This is a genomic window from Rhodopirellula sp. P2 (assembly GCF_028768465.1).
Classification (GTDB): domain Bacteria; phylum Planctomycetota; class Planctomycetia; order Pirellulales; family Pirellulaceae; genus Rhodopirellula.
Map to the genome: position 1 here is coordinate 5,042,256 of NZ_CP118225.1, position 18,840 is coordinate 5,061,095.

14 protein-coding genes are annotated in these 18,840 nt (G+C 57.0%); 6 read left to right on the plus strand and 8 right to left on the minus strand.

The annotated features are described in order from the left end of the window. The first annotated feature begins 21 nt into the window (after nt 1–21). The 3 genes from PSR62_RS17815 (at nt 22) to PSR62_RS17825 (ending at nt 4,122) form a co-directional block, all read left to right on the plus strand. Nucleotides 22–1,347 carry a hypothetical protein gene (locus PSR62_RS17815; RefSeq protein WP_274404352.1) on the plus strand — a complete coding sequence of 442 codons (1,326 nt, stop codon included), beginning with the start codon at nt 22–24 and terminating at the stop codon, nt 1,345–1,347. Nucleotides 1,348–1,465: 118 nt separating this feature from the next. Continuing rightward, entirely contained in the window at nt 1,466–2,593 is a 1,128-nt protein-coding gene (locus PSR62_RS17820) for a prenyltransferase/squalene oxidase repeat-containing protein (RefSeq protein WP_274404353.1), read from the plus strand. Between the two features lie 647 nt (nt 2,594–3,240). Continuing rightward, nucleotides 3,241–4,122 (plus strand): LysR family transcriptional regulator, encoded by an 882-nt coding sequence (locus PSR62_RS17825; protein ID WP_274404354.1) that lies wholly within the window; start codon nt 3,241–3,243, stop codon nt 4,120–4,122. A gap of 105 nt (nt 4,123–4,227) precedes the next feature. Here the strand turns inward: PSR62_RS17825 and PSR62_RS17830 are convergent, their stop codons facing one another. The 3 genes from PSR62_RS17830 to PSR62_RS17840 form a co-directional block, all read right to left on the minus strand. Beyond that, the gene (locus PSR62_RS17830; protein ID WP_274404355.1) at nt 4,228–6,072 is read right to left on the minus strand and encodes a chloride channel protein; all 1,845 of its coding nucleotides are present in this window, start codon (nt 6,070–6,072) and stop codon (nt 4,228–4,230) included. Between the two features lie 239 nt (nt 6,073–6,311). After that, the gene (locus PSR62_RS17835) at nt 6,312–7,217 is read right to left on the minus strand and encodes a cytochrome c (protein ID WP_274408249.1); all 906 of its coding nucleotides are present in this window, start codon (nt 7,215–7,217) and stop codon (nt 6,312–6,314) included. Between the two features lie 113 nt (nt 7,218–7,330). After that, nucleotides 7,331–7,789, minus strand: a complete 459-nt coding sequence (locus PSR62_RS17840; protein WP_274404356.1) for a bis(5'-nucleosyl)-tetraphosphatase — start codon at nt 7,787–7,789, stop codon at nt 7,331–7,333. Nucleotides 7,790–7,914: 125 nt separating this feature from the next. Between PSR62_RS17840 and PSR62_RS17845 the strand changes: the two genes are divergently transcribed. The 3 genes from PSR62_RS17845 to glnD all read left to right on the plus strand — a co-directional run bounded on the left by PSR62_RS17845 (nt 7,915) and on the right by glnD (nt 11,601). Then, nucleotides 7,915–8,505 (plus strand): cob(I)yrinic acid a,c-diamide adenosyltransferase, encoded by a 591-nt coding sequence (locus PSR62_RS17845; RefSeq protein WP_274404357.1) that lies wholly within the window; start codon nt 7,915–7,917, stop codon nt 8,503–8,505. A gap of 75 nt (nt 8,506–8,580) precedes the next feature. Further along, a complete protein-coding gene (locus tag PSR62_RS17850) occupies nt 8,581–8,940 on the plus strand; it encodes a P-II family nitrogen regulator (RefSeq protein WP_007325418.1) in 360 nt (119 codons plus the stop codon). Nucleotides 8,941–8,949: 9 nt separating this feature from the next. Beyond that, a complete protein-coding gene (gene glnD / locus PSR62_RS17855) occupies nt 8,950–11,601 on the plus strand; it encodes a [protein-PII] uridylyltransferase (RefSeq protein ID WP_274404358.1) in 2,652 nt (883 codons plus the stop codon). 43 nt (nt 11,602–11,644) lie between these two features. Here glnD and PSR62_RS17860 read toward each other — a convergent pair whose 3' ends face one another. The 5 genes from PSR62_RS17860 to PSR62_RS17880 form a co-directional block, all read right to left on the minus strand. Continuing rightward, nucleotides 11,645–12,655, minus strand: coding sequence for a sugar phosphate isomerase/epimerase family protein (locus tag PSR62_RS17860; protein WP_274404359.1), 1,011 nt, complete (start codon nt 12,653–12,655; stop codon nt 11,645–11,647). An 86-nt stretch (nt 12,656–12,741) separates the two neighbouring features. Next, nucleotides 12,742–13,527 carry a class I SAM-dependent methyltransferase gene (locus tag PSR62_RS17865; protein WP_338020220.1) on the minus strand — a complete coding sequence of 262 codons (786 nt, stop codon included), beginning with the start codon at nt 13,525–13,527 and terminating at the stop codon, nt 12,742–12,744. Nucleotides 13,528–13,693: 166 nt separating this feature from the next. Beyond that, nucleotides 13,694–14,854 carry a ribosome small subunit-dependent GTPase A gene (rsgA, locus tag PSR62_RS17870; protein ID WP_274404361.1) on the minus strand — a complete coding sequence of 387 codons (1,161 nt, stop codon included), beginning with the start codon at nt 14,852–14,854 and terminating at the stop codon, nt 13,694–13,696. Between the two features lie 3 nt (nt 14,855–14,857). After that, nucleotides 14,858–16,876, minus strand: coding sequence for an ATP-dependent zinc metalloprotease FtsH (gene ftsH / locus PSR62_RS17875; RefSeq protein WP_274404362.1), 2,019 nt, complete (start codon nt 16,874–16,876; stop codon nt 14,858–14,860). Nucleotides 16,877–17,455: 579 nt separating this feature from the next. After that, the gene (locus tag PSR62_RS17880; protein WP_274404363.1) at nt 17,456–18,829 is read right to left on the minus strand and encodes an outer membrane protein assembly factor BamB family protein; all 1,374 of its coding nucleotides are present in this window, start codon (nt 18,827–18,829) and stop codon (nt 17,456–17,458) included. Nucleotides 18,830–18,840: the final 11 nt, after the last annotated feature.

The window sequence follows — 18,840 nt, forward strand, 5'->3', positions numbered from 1 at the left end:
CCCCAACCAAGCGAATTCACCATGACGAGACGCCCCGACCTCTCCGTTTCATTGACACGGCGGCACTGGATGGTGTCGGCCGCAGCCAGCACCGGGGTGCTGCTGCACGGCAGCGACCGGATCTGGGCGGACGAGACGGAACCAGCCTCCACACCGCATTTCTGGTACCGCTTGGCTCCCGAAGGCCCCTACATCGATTCCCAGCGAGACAACCAAGCATTCGGTTTCGGACAAGGCAAGATTTTCCTGTCCGAAGACAACGGGCAATCCTGGCCGCACGATGCCATTTTTCGCGATGCGGACAACATCACGTTCAGTTGCATCCTCAAGAACGGGAACATCCTGTTCGCGACACGAACGCGTCTTTATCTCAGCACCGATAATTTAAGCAGCCACCGGGAAGTGATTGTCCAAGACACGGACGGCAGCGACTACCTTCCCCATCAGCCCCTCGATCCCGAAAAACCGGGCTGGTACTTTCATCCGCTCGACGGAGTTCACACCTGGGACGTGGACGGTTCCGAGATGCTGGTCTGGGGCAACTACTGCAACGTGTTGGGCGGTGCCGTCCCAATCAACCTCTACTATTCAACCGATCAAGGCGAAACCGTCAAAATCGCCTACTCGTTCGGGCAGAGTCCAAGTTTTCAACAACCCGGTGCCGGGCCAGATGATCTGCTGGGTAATCCAGACAACCCAGTGGTCTGCCGCCATGTTCACTGTGTGACCTACAACCCGGCCGAGAACGCATTTTACGCATGCACCGGCGACCATGACCGCACTGACTCGGATGGCAACAACCACCAAGAATGCCATTGGCTTCGTGGAACTTACGACGCTGCCAGCGATGCCTGGGACTGGAAGGTTTTGGTGACCGTCAATTCGAACTCCCGTTACAAATCGGGTGGAATCAACTTTGTCGACGGGCAACTGTATTGGGCAGCCGATGCCAACGGCAAAAATGGCACGATGCCTCACGACCGCGGCATCTTTCGATGTGCCCCCGAGGACCTGGCGGATCCGACCAAGCACGAACTGCTGTTCAACCCTCACTACGAATCCGCCAACATGATCATCGAAGACGGCGTGATTCTGTCCGCCCACTACGCTCCCGCGTCGCCGTACGCGACGGGAATCATCTACTCGCCTGACCTGGGCAAGTCATGGGCGCAATACGATTTAGAAGAGTTCGGCCAACGCAGTCCGATCCGATTCCATCCCAAGAACAGTGACGGCTGGTTTCGCGTCGACTTGAGGAAAGGCTGGATCGAACGTGGCGAAGTGCTGTTCATCAAACCCAAACCAAATCACGGTGCTGCCCAAACCAAAACGCCAGCAACCAAATGAAACGTACGCTTCTTCATTGGAGCAGGGCAGCCAATACGATTGCAAGGGACACCGTGAGCCGTCTAGGCGTTCGCCCCGGTTCTGAACACTCACCTCCATCCACGAGCGAATCAATCACATGGGTTTCAAACCTCCCCCACGCACCATAGCGGGAGCTATCTTTGTGTCGCTCGTGTCGTTGGCACTCGCCTTTCCGAAGGGTGCACAAGCCGAAATCGTCACCTTGGAATCCGTTCCAGCCAAACGTGATTCGATTGACGCGAATGAACCGATCGCGGAATCGTTCTCTGCGAAACAGGCTGCGACCTACCTGGATCGCGCCTCGCTGACTTGGCAGAAAGAGAAAAAGTGCGTGACCTGCCACACCAACATGCCGTACATGTTCGCCCGTCCGGCGTTGTCGTCCGTCCAAAAGGATTCCGGCGAGGTCCGCGCGTTCTTTGAGCGGTACCGAACGGAGCGGTGGCAGAAGAAGGCTCCGACGGAGGGCCAAGGTTTTTGGGTGATCGTTGTCGGCGCTGGGTTGACGTTCAACGACCTGCAGACGACCGGGCATCTCAGCCCGGCCGCTCGCGATGTCTTGGATTTGTTGTGGACCGTGCAGCGCACCGATGGCGGTTGGGACTGGCCCGATTGCGACTACGCCCCGATGGAAATTGATGACCACTACGGTGTCACTCTGGCTGCACTCGCTGTTGGCATCGCGGCGGATGGTTACGCTGAATCGGAAGCCTCCCGGGCAGGGCTCGACAAACTGCGGACCTACCTGAAAAACAACCCACCCAAGTCGCTGCACCATCGCGCCATGATCGCTTGGTGTTCCAAGCGACTCGAAGGCATCGCGACAGAGGACGAGCGTCAAAGAACGCTAGAAGAACTACTCGCGAAACAACTTCCTGACGGAGGCTGGTCGACGGCAGGCTTCTTGACCGACTGGAAAGGGCTCGAACGCAATGACGGCGAGCCACTCGACACCCAAACCAGCGATGGCTACGGCACCGGTTTGGTGATCGTCATCAGCCGAGACCTTGGGATTCCCGCCAGCGATCCACGGTTGCAAAGAGGGATTCAATGGTTGAAGTCCAACCAGCGTGAAAGCGGCAAGTGGTTCACACGTTCGCCCGTCAACGATGCCGGCAACCTGATTTCCAACACCGGAACGGCCTACGCAATCCTCGCACTCCAAAGCTGTGGCGAGCTCCCCGGATGGCCATTCCAACCACCGAATCGAACCACAGCAAAGTAGGACGGATCAAGGAGCGAAGCGACGCCGCTCCGGCAGTTCAACGTGACACGACGCCGAGAAACTCTCGAATGCCGGAACAACGCTTCCCTTGGTCCGGCCTACCGCGCTTCACGCCGGACTATCGACGACGGCCCCATCCGGGGCGAATTCATGATGCCCACCAACGGATCTCGGGGCTTCCGCCCCGAGCTATCAACGCGGACTCCTCCGGAGCCATTCACGCAGATTCACGCCGAACCGGGCCTTCATCACTCGCTCAGCAAAGTAGGCCGGATCAAGGAGCGAAGCGACGCCGCTCCGGCAGCTCATCGTGACACGACGCCGAAAAACTCTCGAATGCCGGAACGACGCTTCGCTTGGTCCGGCCTGCCGCGCTTCACGCCGGACTATCGACGACGGCCCCATCCGGGGCGAATTCATGATGCCCACCAACGGATCTCGGGGCTTCCGCCCCGAGCTATCAACGCGGACTCCTCCGGAGCCATTCACGCAGATTCACGCCGAACCGGGCCTTCATCACTCGCTCAGCCCCAGGTAGCCGTGGCAACGCAATTGGCTTTAGACTGAACCCGATAGGATGCGACTGGAGTTCTCAACCGCATGCCAAGCTTGCTGCCGCAAGTTCCGTTTTCGATCATGATGATTCAATGGACGTTGACCAACTGAAGTACTTTCAAAGCGTGGCGGAGACCAAAAGTTTCACCGAGGCGGCAGCGCGGATGAATCTGTCTCAACCGGCACTGAGCCGATCGATTCAGCGACTCGAGGAAGAGTTTGGGCAACCGTTTTTCGAGCGGAAACCACGCTCTGTCGAATTGACGGATGCCGGGCTTCGGTTCCAACGCAGCGCCACGCAGATCCTTCGAATCATCGAGGACACTCGAGCGGAGATCACGGACGACGGTGAAACCGGCAAGCTCCGGATTGGCGCGATTCCAACCATTGCCCCGTACTTCTTGCCAAACTTGCTGAAACAGTTCTCCAATGCTTTCCCACGATCTCAATTGATCGTCCACGAGAACACAACCGACGAATTGCTGAAGGGAATCAAACAAGGTGAAATCGACCTGGCGATCTTGGCGGAACCGATCACGGAAAAGTACGTCGAAGTGCAACCGTTGATGGAAGAAGAATTGTGCTTGGTGCTCCCGCCTGATCATCCGCTGTGTGAGCAGAAAGTGATCCGCCTCGAAGATGTGGAAGAAGAACCGTTCGTGATGCTCGGCGAAGCTCACTGCTTGTCAGAGAACATCCATTCGTTTTGTCGACAACGTTCGATCTTGCCCGTTGCCGTGGAACGCGCCAATCAACTGGCAACCGTACAAGAACTGGTGTCTCTGTCGCATGGGATCTCGATGATTCCAGAAATGGCTCGACGTTTGGATCGCAGCAAGCGGCGTGTGTATCGATCGTTTGTCAGCCCTGTCCCCACGCGAACGATCGTTTGCGTGACCAACCCGTATCGTTTTCAAAGCCGGCTGTTCGCTGAGTTTCGCGAGCGTTTGTGCGAGTACTCAAAGCAGTTTTGATGACGGAGGAGACTCGCCTTTTTCGGCATGCTCGGCTGTTCCACAACTTGGCACGACCGGACGCGTTTAGAGAGAAGCCGCGTGAGCCACTACGGCTCACGAATCCTAAGCGTCATCAGCGGTTTGTTTGTGTTCCACCAGTCGGCGGTTGTAGGCCGAAATGGTTTCCTTTCGACGCAACATCCCAAGCAATTTGCCTGGCTCGTCGACGTCCACCACCGGCAACTCTTCCAAGTTCAAGGACGTGAATCGCTTCAGCGCTGTGTTCAAGTCGTCGTCCGGGGTGACGCTGACCAATTCGGTGGTCATCACATCGTTGGCCACCGCCAGTCGCCAAATCGAATCGTTGTACAGATAACTGCGCACGTCGTCGTCGCTGAAGATTCCCACGATGCGTTTCTGCTCATCAATCACCGGGAAATAGTGTTGTTGGTTGTCGGCAAGACAGTGCACGATCTCGTCGAGCGTCGTGGCTTCCGGGATCAGCAACACTTTGCGTTTGGGGTCAAAGACGTCGCCAACCTTCAGGCCCTCCAGCACATCGACGATGAAGTCCCCTCGGTGGGCCTTCGAATCCATTCGCGTGGGGACTTGCCATTGATACAAACGCCAGCGACTGCACATCACAAAACTGAGCGTCGTCACCAGCATCGTGGGCACCAGCAATCCGAAGTCTCCCGTGAGCGCACGCACCATGATGATGGTCGAAATCGGGGCTCGCGCGACGCCGGCGAAGAACCCCGCCGTGCCAACAACCGCGTACGCTTCGGGTTGGGTGACGACGCCTGGGAACAAGGCTTGAAACCCGAGTCCAATCGCGGCACCAAGGCAGCCACCGATGACCATCGAAGGACCAAACACACCGCCGGATCCTCCCGAACCGATGGTGAGTGCTGTGGTCACGATCTTTGCGAACACGATGATCAACAACATCGGGATGCCAAGTTCCGCCGCATGCGTGACGGCCATCTGCAGGGTTCCATAACCGGTTCCTAAAACTCCCAGCGCGTGCATGTTGTTGCCAACCATTCGGAACAGCCCGATTCCGACCAGCCCGGCAAGCAACGCGCCGATGGCGGGTTTGATGTGCGGCCACAGCGGCAAATCCAGAAATCGCTGGCGCGTTCCGGCAAACAATTTGACATAGATCACACCAACGATCGTGACCGCGATCGCGAGAAATCCATACGCCAACAATTCAAAGGGCGAGGTCAGCGTGTGGTGCAGGTCGTCACCGAACAAAGGCAAATACCGATATTCGATCGGTAGAGCTTGTGTGAACAGGCTGTAGGCCACAATCGAAGCGATGGCCGAGGGAACAATCACATCGGCTTCCATGTCCGAATCGCTGTAGAGGATTTCGGCAGCGAACACAGCACCGGCCAAGGGAGCTCGAAAGATCGCCCCGACGCCCGCCCCCATTCCGGCTGCCATCAAGATCCGGCGGTCCCGCGGGGACAACTTCAATCGGTCGGCCAACACCGAACCCAACCCAGCGCCAATCTGAGAAATCGGTCCTTCCCGACCGCCCGAGCCACCGGTGCCGAGCGTGATCGCGGAAGCAATCGTTTTGACCAACGGAATCCGAGCTCGCATTTTGCCACGACGATTGTGAAAAGCGTCGATGACCGCGTCGGCCCCAGAACCCTCTGCCTCGGGAGCGAACCAGTAAACGATCGCCCCCGAAACCAACCCGCCCAAAGTCATGACCAGGACCAGCATCCAGGGCGAGAACACCGCGTCGGGCGGCATCATGACGGCTTGTTCGCCCGCGGCTTCCATCGGCGCGTAGCCGGTGAATTGGGCCATCGCAAATCGCACGACCACTCGGCCCAAGCGATCAAAGATGAGTGCGCCGATGCCCACCAAAACCCCAACCATGGACGCCAGAACGATCCACTTTCCAGACGATTGCCCGAAGACTTCTAGAAACTCGCGGATCTTTTTCACAAGGCAGTCGGGGCGTTCGTCTCACGGGGGGATGGGACACAGATTGCGGGCTCGGTGTGTTCCCGTCAAAGACAAATCAAGGCTCACCCCAAGCGGCCGTCATTAAACGGTCCCTCGACGTTTTTTTCCAGGGACTCCTTGGGAAACTTGCAAAATGATTTGCAAGGAGGCCAGCGACAACTCTGAAACCAATCAACAGGCATCAAGCCACCGGAGTGGCGAGTGGTCGCAGCAAGAGCTCAGCGATATTGCTCGTGGCAGGCGGCACAGCTTTGAGTCACATCGCCGACAGCGGATCGGACACCCTCCCAATCTTGTCGCTCGATCGCGCTGACCACACCGCTGGCACTGGTCGCCATCGCCCCGCTGAGTTCGGCGTAGTCGGGGTCGTCGAAGTCGTCCATGCCCTCTTGAATCAGAACCTCGCCCAACATCGCCAACAATTCCGATTCCCGTTTCACCGCATCCAGGTTGTCTTGGGTCGTGGCTGCGTCGCGAGTGTGATCGCCCAGCGTGTCCAACAACTGCTCGGCGTACTCCATCAGCGGCGAACGGTCCGCGATCATATGCCACTCGTTGACCCGCTCGGACTTCTGCGTCGACGTGATGCTGGCTCCGCTGACCAGATCTTGCAGGTCAGCTTTGCGAAGCTTGGCCTCGTTGTAGACCTGGGTCGATCCAGCCGCGCTGTTGCGAGCGGTGCGTGCCATCACATCGCGAGCGGTGTGCGCCTCTGATTTCCAACGCACATCCTCGTTGTGATCCGCAACGACGGCGAACAAAGTCGCCAACACCGTGAGGTTCAATCGAGCTTCTTGATATCCACCGCCGTTGAAGGCGCCCGGTGTGGTGATGACCGAGTCGTATCGAAGCTTGATTCGTTTGATCTCATCTTCCAAAGAGAGTGGCGAGACCAAACTTGCCCACTTGGATCCTCCCCCCGAGGTTTCCTCGGCGGCGGCTTCCGCTTGAGCCATCACCTTTTCGGCACCCGCGTCACGGAGATTGGCAAGCGAAGGTCGCTCACCACGAAACGCGGTCGCTGGATCCGCAAAGAACACTCGCGAAACCTCGTCGGCGTCAAATTGGGGCGGACGAGCCCGTTGTTCCTGCGCGTCGACATTCGATGCCGTGCAAATCAACATCCCGACCACGATCAGGAAGAATGACAAGCGATGAAAGGCGAGCAATCGCATGGAGTCACAGTTTTAAGAGAATGGAAAGAGCAGAAGCGATGCAACGAAACAACCAACGCAGTTCAATTCTCGCGATTCGCGGCCAAGTGCTCGGCAACCGCCGCCAGCAGCGGATCGATCGTTTGCGTTTGAATTTGATGCGGCGGGGACCAAGGCCACCAACGAGACATCTCGTGTTCGGTCAGTTCAATTTTAACGACTTGCGGCAAGAACACCAAAAAATATCGCACGTGCTTTTGAAACGTTTGCCCCGGGCGATCGCGATAAGTGACCGGGTAGTGCAGGTCAAACTGAAAATCCGGATCAAACTCGCAGTCCGCGGCGGCAATCCCGGTCTCTTCTTCCAACTCCCGTTTGGCTGCTGTCAAGAAATCTTCGCCCTCATCGCAGTGCCCCTTGGGCAAGTCCCAGCGATCGGGGTGTCGCATCAGCAGGAAACGCGGGGACGGTTCCCGGGTCATCACCAACACACCGGCCGCACACACCGGCGGGAGTGCCGGTTCTTTCTTCTCACTTGTCATCTTGCTCCAATGCCACACCGGTTGAGACCGCAAATCGAGCTCCGCAACAACGCAGCCTTGTTTTCGACGACCAAGTTTCAGCCGTCGCATGCTTCCGCTTTCGAAACACTTCCATTGAACGAATCATGAAAATCTACACTCGCACAGGCGATTCCGGGACCACAGGTTTGTTTGGCGGGCCACGGGTGGCAAAGGACGACACGCGAATCGAAGCCTACGGGACGGTCGATGAATTGAACGCGACGCTGGGCCAGGTTCGCTCGGCACTGGAACAGTCCGCCGCCGATGCTTCCGAAGCCCAGAGAGCTTTGGGCGAGCTGGATGCACGCCTTGTCCAAGTGCAGCACGAACTGTTTTCGATCGGCGCGGAATTGGCTTCACCGCACCCCGACCAATTTGATCTGCGGGTGATCGGAAACCCCCACATCGAACGCCTGGAAGAATGGATCGATGACGCCGAGCAACATCTTCCCCCTTTGAAACAGTTCATCCTCCCTGGAGGATCGATTTTGGCGTCGCACGTCCACTTGTCGCGAGCGGTATGCCGGCGGGCCGAACGGCGGGTGATTTCGCTGGCCGACGCGGTTCAAACCGAAACACCGATCAGTGACACGGTGATCATCTACTTGAATCGCCTGAGTGACTGGTTGTTCGTCGTGTCCCGATTGGTCAACCAAATCCTGAATGTTCCGGATCAAATCTGGGAAAAACCCTGAGAATGCTCGCCTTCGGCTTGCCCGTCTGGTTCAATGACGTGGCGAGTGTACAATGATCCCAAATTCTCTGTTCGCATGTTTGTCGGAGCCGCACCTGTGAAAAAAGTTGAAGCCATTGTTCGTCACTTCAAACTCGAAGACGTCAAGAACGCGTTGACCGAGCAGGGGATTCACGGAATGACCGTCAGCGAAGTTCGCGGTTTCGGTCGACAAAAAGGTCACACGGAGATCTATCGCGGAACGGAGTATGCCATCGATTTTGTCCCCAAAGTCAAAATTGAAGTGGTCTGCACCAGCGACAATCTGCAAACCGTGATCGACACGATTCTCCAAACCGCGCAAACCGGCCAAATCGGTGACGGCAAAATCTTCGTCACCAACCTCGAAGAGTCGGTCCGCATCCGTACCGGCGAGCGTGGTGAAGAAGCGTTGTAAGCTTGCTTGATGGCGTCCCAAGGTTCACTCCCTTCGTTGGCGCGGCAATGCCGCGACCGACTGAAAGATGGACGCGGTCGTATCGAGTCTCGATTCCGAGCCGGTCTGCCCAGTGTTCAAACGGCAACCGCGCTGACGGATCTCTATGACGAAGTCATCGAGAAAATTTGGCAGGCATCGCTGGAGCGTGCCTCTCTGACCATCAAAGCCTCGCAGCTTTCACAACTGAGTTTGGTGGCGCACGGTGGCTATGGCCGTCGTGATCTTTCGCCGTACAGCGATGCAGACTTGATGCTGCTGACGACTCGGCGAAGCGCTGCCGCGGCGGCCCAGGTGGCCAGCACCTTCGTGCGGGATGTCACCGACGCCGGGATCGATTGTGGCTTCTCTGTCCGAACGCCTCGCGAATGCAGTTCCTTGGCTTGGGCGGATGCGAAAATCTACACGTCGCTCACTGAGTCGCGATTGTGCTTTGGCAGCGAACACACCTTCGATCGTTTTTTCGATCGCTTTCGCGCCGGTGCTCGTCGCCGACGCAACTACATGAATCATCAGGCCTTGATGGCTCGCCGAGAAGAACGTCACAAATGGGGCGAGACGAACTACTTGCTGCGTCCCAACGTCAAGCGTTCTCGAGGTGGACTGCGTGACATTCAATTGGTTCGCTGGCTTGGCTTTGCGACCTATGGCGCGACCAGTCTCGAACAACTGAACAAACTCAACGCTCTGTCAGACGAGGACTACGGCACGCTGCGACGCGCTCACGCATTCATGTTGCGATTGCGTCATGAATTGCATTTCCGCAGCGGACGCTCCCAAGATGTCTTGGACCGCCCGACGCAGATGGATATCGCTCGGGATTGGGGGTATCAAGGCCGATCGGGCGTGTTGGCAGTCGAAGACTTCATGCAAGATTACTTCGATCACACTCGCGGCGTTCGATACGTGGCCGCTTACTTCCACGATGACACTCGCATTCGTTCCCGAGCGGCGGGTGCATTGGAAACCGTGATTTCACGGCGGGTCGATGAAAACATCCGAATGGGGCCAACCCACATTTGGGTCAAAGCCAGTTCATTGGAAGCGTTCTCGCAAAGCCTGTCGGATGTGCTGCGATTGATTCAACTGGCAAACCGACATTCGCGCCGAATCGCTCACCCGACTTGGCAAGCGATCCGCAAATCGATGCAAGATCGCGAGCCCTCGCCCCCCGACCAACCCGCCGTTGATGCATTCATGGAATTGCTCCGTGACCCTGGACGCTTGGCCTCCTTGCTGCGTCGTTTGCACGAACTTCGCATTTTGGATCAACTGATCCCCGCCATGGGACGTTGCCGAGGCTTGCTTCAGTTCAACGCGTATCACAAGTACACGGTCGACGCGCACTGCATTCGGGCGGTGGAAGCGGCGACGGATCTGATCGATGCTGAAACCTCCATGGGGCGGCGGTATCGGCGACTGAAAGACAAAACACTGTTGCACCTGGCGTTGCTGATTCACGACTTGGGCAAAGGGTACGAAGAAGACCACAGCGAAGTGGGACGCCGAATCGCAGGAGACGTTGCGGACCTGTTCCACCTGAGTGCTGACGACAAAGACACGTTGCAGTGGTTGATCCACAAACACTTGCTGATCAACGAGGTCGCCTTTCGGCATGATCTGAATGACCCGGAAGTGGTCCACCAGTTCGCCGTCGAAGTGGGATCGATCGCACGCTTGGAATTGTTGTTGATCCACACCGTGGCCGATCTCCAAGCCGTTGGCCCCGACGTGCTCAACGATTGGAAAATGGGATTGATCGAAGACCTCTATCTTCGTGCCCGTCGCTACTTCGAAACGGGCAACTTGCCAGGCGAGAACGAGTCAGAGCTGGATTCCAAGATGGAGCAGGTGATGGGAGCGCTCGGCGAAATGAAACTCGATCCATCCCTGCTGGAATTCGCGAAGGACATGCCGCTGTCGTTGCTGCGTCAACATTCGACCGATGATTTGATCCATGAGATGCACCAGGTCGGCGAATGGTTGAGTGAACATCCCGGGTGTTTCTGCGCCGGCGCGGTGGACCCCGCCGCGTCCGCCGTCCGGTACACCATCGTGCTGCGCCAGGGAGAACGTCGGATCGGAGTCTTCGCACGTATCACGGCGGCCTTCAGCGCCTGTGGTTTATCGATCATGCGCGCGAATGTGGAAACCGTCGGCGAAGATTTGCTGTGGGATCAATTTTGGGTCACCGATCCTGAATTGAAACAACGTCAACCTGAGTCGCGAATCGAGGAGGTTTGCCGAGTGGTGACCAAAGCGCTCGACGATCCCGATTCGATCATGCCGACACCACGACGAGTGTGGCAGACTCAGGGTGCCAAGGAACCGTCCAGCGTGCTGCTGTTGCCGACCAAGGTGGTCTTTGACAACGACACCTTTGACCATCAAACGATCCTGTCGATGTTCACTTACGATCGACCGGGGTTGCTGTCTGACGTCTCAGGAACGTTGTCTCAGTTGGGCGTGGTGATTCAATTCGCAAAAATTGACACGCACTTGGATCAGATTGCGGACGTCTTCTACGTGACCAATCTGGACGGCACTCCCATCACGGATGCTTCCCGGCAGGAAACCATCCGAAACGCACTGGTCGAAGCAGTCGCCCAGCCGCCGAGTTAGCGTCGCGACGACGCGGTCGGCAGCACCTTTCCTGACGGGTTCCCTACGCCAAAGCCGTTTGCAACTGTGCCAGGTGCTTTGGAAGAGCTTCCAAGACATCGGCGTCTTCGTACTCCAACACCACGTAACCTTGATAACCGGAGTCGCGAAGAATCTTTGCGATGCGGTCATAGTCGGCCGGTGTCTTCTCGCCGGTGCGTGATTTCATGACCGGTTTGACTTGCACATTGACCGCGTAGGGAGCACACGCTTCCAAGTCACCGTAGGGATCGTCCGACACAAAATTGCCGGTGTCGAGATTGATTCCAACCCATGGTGAATCCACTCGATCCATGATTTCCAACATCTGAGCCGCGCTCAATTGGCCGTGATTCTCGACACCCAAAAACACACCCTGCTTTGCAGCTTGTTCCGCACAGCGATTGACGGCGGCAACGGCTTCGTCCATTCGAGTGGGTGATTTCGCCAACTGAGCGGCTGTTCCGGCAAAGAAGCGAATGTGGGGGGCGCCCAGAACGGCGGCCAAGTCGATCCAGCGAATCGCATCGCTGATTTCTTGTTCGTAACGCGCCCCAAGCCCCACGGTGAAGTTGTTTCCGATCGCGGTCCCGCTGATGACCACCCCACGGGTGAACGCTTGGCGTCGCAGTTCGAGCAATGATTCTTCGGTTGGAAATCCGTCCGGGCCGGGCGTCATGAAATAACCGGTCAACTCCGCGGCTTCGACACCCATCGAGACACAGTAGTCCAGGAAATCAACCTGAGTCAAACCGGCGGACACATCACGGCTGGTGAACGACACGCCCTCTGGAATTGGTTGGAACTTCTGTTCTTTGCCCTTCATGTAGCGGAAGTAAGGGCGGAGCGAATACCCAGCGATTCCGATTCGAAATCGTGGTGGGCCGGAGCGTTCAATTGGCTCTCGAGCGTGCAACAGCGAGTTCGCTGTCCCTGCAAGCGCTGTCACGCCCGCGGCCGCGGTGGCTTGCAAGAAAGACCGTCGTTTCAGCAGGGAAGCTCCACGGCCAAGGTCACTCGCCTTCCCCTCGCTCATCCCAGATCGAAGCTCGACTGCGGGTGCGGCAATGGCAGGAGCACGGGTCTCTGTGAGGCGAGCAAGCCTCCTGTCCGGTTGGTGGCCTACGCGATGCGTTCGGCGATCAGGACTCGAAACAGTGACAGCGGGTTGGACTTCTCGCATTGCGTGACCTGGATGGGTAATTCGTTGAGCAATTCTTCCACGTTCAGATCCGTTCGCCATCCCAGGTGCCGGGTCAAACTGCCGGCGGAGTCAACGACTCGAGCGATCAATGGGTTGGGGCTGCGGAAATGATTGATGACCAGAATTTTACCACCTGGACGACACACACGCACGAGTTCACGCATCATTCGATCAGGGCGAGAAACCACGCTGATCGTATGGAACGAAGTCACGAGATCGAAACTCGCGTCTTCAAAGGTCAGCTCCTCAGCATTCATTGGCTGGACGGAAATATGATCCCATCCGCGTTGCTCAATCAGATCTTCGGCTTCCGCCAACATGGATTCCGAGAGATCGACGCCGGTGACCTTGGCATGAGTCGGATAGGCGTCCAACGACAGGCCGGTGCCGACACCGACTTCCAAGACCTTTGTGTTCGCGGAGATATTGAGCGAGTCAACGGTCTTCAGGATGCGACGACGTGCCACCGCTGGCCACAGGGCCTGGTAAGCGGGCACGAGGTTGTCGTAAAGCTTGCTCTCGTGAGGCTTGGGTTGTGCCCCCCGCTTCTTCTTGGTTGTTCCGCCGTTCATCTTCTCGCTTCGTTCGCGATTGCCATCGCCCGCTGGAGTCGGTTCACCGACAGTTTTCGCGACAGCGGCACCCGTCGGGGAGCTTGTTTCAGGTGCTTGATTCAATGATGACTCAGAATCCAACTCGAACATTTCAACCTCGTCCTCAGCGAATTGACGGCGTAAACGAACTTCCAGGTGAAATCGCGTTGCAATCAACAATGAATTTGAATCACCACAGCAGTTTCGCAGATTTTGGTCCGCTGTCATGCCCGAACCACTCTCCGGAGCCCAAAAGCTAGCGAATTTTGCGCCACAATTACATCAGCTCTTCTTCCAGCAAATGACAATAGGCGTCGTAACGTCTCGCATCGATCCGAGCGTCCGCCACTGCGTTTTTCACCGCGCAGTCATCTTCGGCCAAATGCAGACAGTCTGGATAGCGACAACCGCTGACATAAGGACGCAAATCGGGCATCAACCCGGCCACTTCGCTAGCACTGATGTCCCACAGCTGGAATTGCCGAATCCCCGGCGTATCAAAGACTGCCCCCCCGTCCGCGAGCGGGATCAGCTGAGAGGCCGTTGTCGTGTGTTTTCCCTTGTCGTTGTCCGCGCTGACCGCACCAATCGCCAATCCCAGGCCTGGCTGGACCACGTTGAGCAAACTGCTTTTCCCAACACCGCTCTGACCGGCCAAGGCGGTTTGCCGGTCCTTCAACAACGCCCGCAAGTAGTCGACGTTCTGTCCGGTTTCTGCCGATGTGGGCAAAACCCGATAGCCCAACGCGGAATAAACGCCAATCAGTGGTTGCAAATCAACCAGATCGATCAAGTCGACTTTGTTGATGATCACGATCGGTTCAATTTCGCATTGATGCGCGGTCAAAATCATCCGGTCGATCAAGGCCGGTTTGATCCCCGGTTGCTCCGCGCTGGCGATAATCAACATCGCATCGATGTTCGAAACCAAAACATGTTGCTTGCCGCGACTGGTCCGACTGATCATCCCCGTTCGTGGCTCAACGCGTTCGATCATTCCGTCCGCAGCGGACTTCAGTGACACACCATCCCGTGACTCGGACCGAAACCAAACTCGGTCGCCCGCCACAATGACGTTTCGCTGACTCGTGCTGAGAGACTTCAGGACTTGCCGAACCGCGCATGCGTACAAGACACCGTTGTCACCCAGCACCTTGCTTTGCAAACCGTGAACGCTGAGCACTCGGCCTTGCAGCAACTTGTCTTCGTCCACCGACACCTGCACATGCATTCCGGCAGCTGATTCGGGCGTGGCGTCCGCACCTTGGATCGTGCGTTTGCGAGTCAGTTCACCTTTGCCAGTCAGCCGTTCGGATTGAACGGCGTCATCTTGCGAATCACCTTCGTGAAAATCACGAGTCAAATCACCACGCCGTACACGGCCTTGGTGCTTCTTTCGAAAATTCGCTCGGAGGTTTCCGCTTTGCTTCTTCGCCAAGGTTCAATCTTCGCGTCGAGCGGAGGCATTCGACGTTCGTTCAGCGGCCCCTTCGGGTGCCATGATCTGCTCGACCTTGCCGTCGTCGTCGCCCGAACGTTTGTGAATCGAAGGGCCAATCAGCTCTGTCAATTCCACTTCGTTGAGCTCTTCGCGATCCAACAGAGCACGGGTAATCGTCTCCAACTGGCCACGATGTTCGCGCAGAAGTTGTTCAGCTTTCTGGTCGGCTTCCATTAGGATCCGAGCCACCTCTTCATCGATCAGTTCTTGCGTGTGTTCGCTGAACTGACGCTGCTGGTGAATCTCGCGACCCAAAAACGGATCTTCGTCACTGGTTTTGTAACTGACCGGTCCAATCTTCGCGCTCATGCCCCAGTGAGTGACCATCCGTCGAGCGATGCTGGTGGCGCGTTCCAAGTCATTTTCAGCACCCACACAGGTTTCGGTGTAGATGATTTTCTCGGCCGCACGGCCCCCGAGCAACACGATCAATTGATGCTCGAGTTCCTTTTTGCTCATGCTCAAACGATCTTCGTTGGGCACGTACTGGGTCACTCCCAAGGCACGACCACGCGGGATGATCGTGACTTTGTGTACGATGTGCGAACCTTCCAAATGCCAAGCCGTCAGGGTGTGCCCGGCTTCGTGGTACGCGGTCTTCTCTTTCTCGCTGTCGAGCAAGACTTCTTCACGCTTCGCACCCATCAAGATTTTGTCGCGAGCGTAATCAAAGTCGTTCATCTCAACGAGTTTTTTGTCGTTGCGAGCGGCCCACAGAGCCGCTTCGTTGACCATGTTGCGAATGTCGGCTCCGGTCAGTCCGACCGTCCCAGCAGCCAAACGGTGCAGGTCAACATCGTCGCCCAAAGGCACGTCTCGAACGTGAACCTTGAAGATCTCTTCGCGGCCTTTCATCGTCGGACGTCCCACCGTGACGTGGCGGTCAAACCGACCGGGACGCAGCAAGGCGGGGTCCAAGACATCCGGACGATTCGTCGCAGCGATCACGATCACGGCGTGAGTCCCACTGAAACCATCCATCTCACCAAGGATCTGGTTCAGAGTTTGTTCCCGTTCATCGTGGCCTCCGCCCAGACCAGCGCCACGCTGGCGACCAACCGCATCGATTTCATCGATGAAGATGATCGAAGGCGATTGCTCTTTGGCGGTTTTGAACAAGTCGCGAACACGACTGGCACCAACCCCAACAAACATTTGAATGAATTCACTGCCGTTGACGCTAAAGAACGGCACGTCGGCTTCACCGGCGACGGCGCGAGCCAACAGCGTCTTGCCTGTTCCGGGAGGTCCGTTCAGCAGAACTCCCTTGGGCACCTGCCCACCGAGTTTCTGAAACTTCTCAGGCGTTTTCAGGAAGTCCACGATTTCCTGCAGGTCCGCTTTCACACCTTCCAGCCCAGCGACATCGTTGAAGGTGATGACCTTGTCGGTGGCTTCAAATCTTTTCGCAGGGCTCTTGCTGAATCCTGACAAGAAGCCGCCACCCATCATGTCGTTGCGACTGCGACGAATCATCATGAAGATGAAGAAGAAGATCGCCAGCGGCAGACCGACCAGGATCAACAGGTTCAAAATCGCGGCGGTGTTGTCCGGCGGAGCAAACTCCCAGTCCTTGATCTTTCGTTTTTCAAGATCTTCCGCCAACTGAACGGCATAATCCGCTCCGGCAGGGCGGGTGAATTTGAATCGCTTCAGCAATTCCTTCGGTTTCGCGTCCCCGTCGGACGATTCGCTGGCGGGAATTTCGGGGCGAGTTTTGAACTCCCCGGAAACCTCGATGTCGCCAATGCGAACCGATTCAATGTTGTTTTTCTCGAGTTCACTTCGGAAGAAGCTCGCCGAGATCGTCGATGACGGTTCGGGTTGATTGAAAAACAGCATCGCGGCCAAGACCGTGATCACCAATGCGATGATCATCGGATTTCCCCCACGGCGTCCCGTCGAGAGCTCTTCCTTGTTGGATTTGTCCGAAGAGTTCGATTCGGAATCCTTTTTCATACCGTTTTTTCCTCAAAATTCACTGTTCGTTGGCACTGGCGATGGCGAGTTGCCTCTCGCTAGTGCAAGGAGTGTACCGCGATGGTGGATCGTTGCCTAACCGGATGACTCGATCTGACTCGAGGTGGCCAGCAGTTGCTCCCGAGACACGGGTTGAAACGCCCTGGAGGCCGATTCGCGAAACTGAAGTCTAGCTTCCAAACTGTTCCATCCACCCAAACAACCGAAATTCGCAATCCCGTTCCAACGGGCTGCGACAGTTGTTCCAAGAGATTTATTCTTCCTATTCCGTTGGCAAGCCACTTTGGCAGTCTGCATGGTTTTTGTTTGACACAATCGACCGTCGCTGCCCTCCCTGAACCGTGGCACGTTCCGGGGCTTTGGCATGGCGTTGGGCCTTTGCACTTCCACTGACAATCTCTGCTCAACCAATCCCTGCCCAGACGTTCGCAGCCGCGCCCGACACCGGGTCGGGAGAATACGTCCCGCCCGATCAATTCGTTCGATCGTTGCAAGTCCGAGCCACTCGCGTCCAGAGATTCTCGTGGGAGATCAACGGCAAACGGACCGGAGGATCGCTCAGCGTGTCACTTTGTAGAGATGACTTTTCGTCCGCAGCAACAACCCATCGCCAAACGGGACGGGGCTGGCAACCGTGAATTGTTCGTCGTCGTCCACTTTGTTTGTGTGCAACAAAGTCGGCTCTGACTCGCCTCCGATGTGCTCCACCACAGAAGTCGCCCCGGCTTCGTCAGTGATATAGAGACGATCGCCCACGATCAACGGCGAACTGCTGTAGCTAGCCCGCGTCCGCGCCAGCGAGGTCTTCCAAAGCGTTTCGCCTGTTTCAGCTGACAGAGCGTACAGCGTTCCCCGATCGCGTTTGCCGTCTGACATCACATACACGACACCATCGCGAGCAGCCGGTGTGGGAACATCTGCCCCGACATCATCACGCATCCACAGAATCGCATCCTTCGCCGCGCTGGCGTCATCACCAGCGGCGATCAACTTCTGCATTTCGACCCCGGTCAACGTGGCACCACGCGAGTAAGGGCAAACGATGATGTTGCCAGTGATCACAGGCGAGGCAATCGATCGGAAGTACTTTTCCTGGTCCGGATTGAATCCCCCGAGCGTTCCCAATCGCTTGCCGGTTTTCGCATCCGTCAGCGTCAGGTGGTCGGCGCCCAACACAGCCACCACCGGTTTGCCATTCACCTCGGTTGCCAACGGGGTCGAGTAGCTCTGGGCGGCTTCTTCGGGAGCTGGCACCATCCGATCATCTTTCCACACCATCTCGCCCGACTCGATGTCGAACGCAACGATGTAGCTGGGGCCCGTTTGCATGACCGCAACGACCACCAAGTTGTCAATGATCATCGGCGAGGAGCCCAGGTCCCACCAAAGCGTGTCCTCACCAAAACGTTCTTGCACATTGATGTGCCAAATGGATTTGCCGTCCAAGTCACAACAGGCCAAATCGCCGCTGCGGAAATAGGCAACCACATGCTTGCCATCCGTGACGGGCGAAGGGTTGCTCCCGCTGCCTTTGCGATGCTTGTTCCCGCGGTCTTCGCCCAGGGGAGTTTGGAACGCGATCTCCAACGACTCGATGTCGATGCCCAACAGATGATTTTTACCATCAATGCCGCTGGTCAAAAACGCTCGGTCGCCAACCACCACCGGTGTGCTGGCACCGCTTCCCGGCACCTTGCGGTTGATCGAATCGGACTCCGACCACTCGGTGGGATAATCGCCTTCAGGTGCAATGCCTTGTTGCGATCCGCCGCGCCACTGCGACCAAACGACCTTTCCGGCCTTCTTCGAATCTGCCGAAACCGGTTCCGCCGCGTCAATGGAAAGCGAGGACCAAGACAAGCCTCCTAAACAAACCGCCAAGGCAGTCAGGCGAGTCAACGAGAGCGATGCCGGAGGATGGAACTGGGACATCAAGCGGTCTC

What these genes read in the sequence shown, in the direction of transcription:
- glnD (WP_274404358.1), top strand. Translation starts at nt 8,950, where the DNA reads ATGGCGTCCCAAGGTTCACTCCCTTCGTTGGCGCGGCAATGCCGCGAC.
- PSR62_RS17850 (WP_007325418.1), top strand. Translation starts at nt 8,581, where the DNA reads ATGTTTGTCGGAGCCGCACCTGTGAAAAAAGTTGAAGCCATTGTTCGT.
- PSR62_RS17865 (WP_338020220.1), bottom strand. Translation starts at nt 13,527, where the DNA reads ATGTTCGAGTTGGATTCTGAGTCATCATTGAATCAAGCACCTGAAACA.
- PSR62_RS17840 (WP_274404356.1), bottom strand. Translation starts at nt 7,789, where the DNA reads ATGACAAGTGAGAAGAAAGAACCGGCACTCCCGCCGGTGTGTGCGGCC.
- PSR62_RS17845 (WP_274404357.1), top strand. Translation starts at nt 7,915, where the DNA reads ATGAAAATCTACACTCGCACAGGCGATTCCGGGACCACAGGTTTGTTT.
- PSR62_RS17825 (WP_274404354.1), top strand. Translation starts at nt 3,241, where the DNA reads ATGGACGTTGACCAACTGAAGTACTTTCAAAGCGTGGCGGAGACCAAA.
- PSR62_RS17815 (WP_274404352.1), top strand. Translation starts at nt 22, where the DNA reads ATGACGAGACGCCCCGACCTCTCCGTTTCATTGACACGGCGGCACTGG.
- PSR62_RS17880 (WP_274404363.1), bottom strand. Translation starts at nt 18,829, where the DNA reads ATGTCCCAGTTCCATCCTCCGGCATCGCTCTCGTTGACTCGCCTGACT.
- PSR62_RS17835 (WP_274408249.1), bottom strand. Translation starts at nt 7,217, where the DNA reads ATGTTGATTTGCACGGCATCGAATGTCGACGCGCAGGAACAACGGGCT.
- ftsH (WP_274404362.1), bottom strand. Translation starts at nt 16,876, where the DNA reads ATGAAAAAGGATTCCGAATCGAACTCTTCGGACAAATCCAACAAGGAA.
- PSR62_RS17860 (WP_274404359.1), bottom strand. Translation starts at nt 12,655, where the DNA reads ATGAGCGAGGGGAAGGCGAGTGACCTTGGCCGTGGAGCTTCCCTGCTG.
- PSR62_RS17820 (WP_274404353.1), top strand. Translation starts at nt 1,466, where the DNA reads ATGGGTTTCAAACCTCCCCCACGCACCATAGCGGGAGCTATCTTTGTG.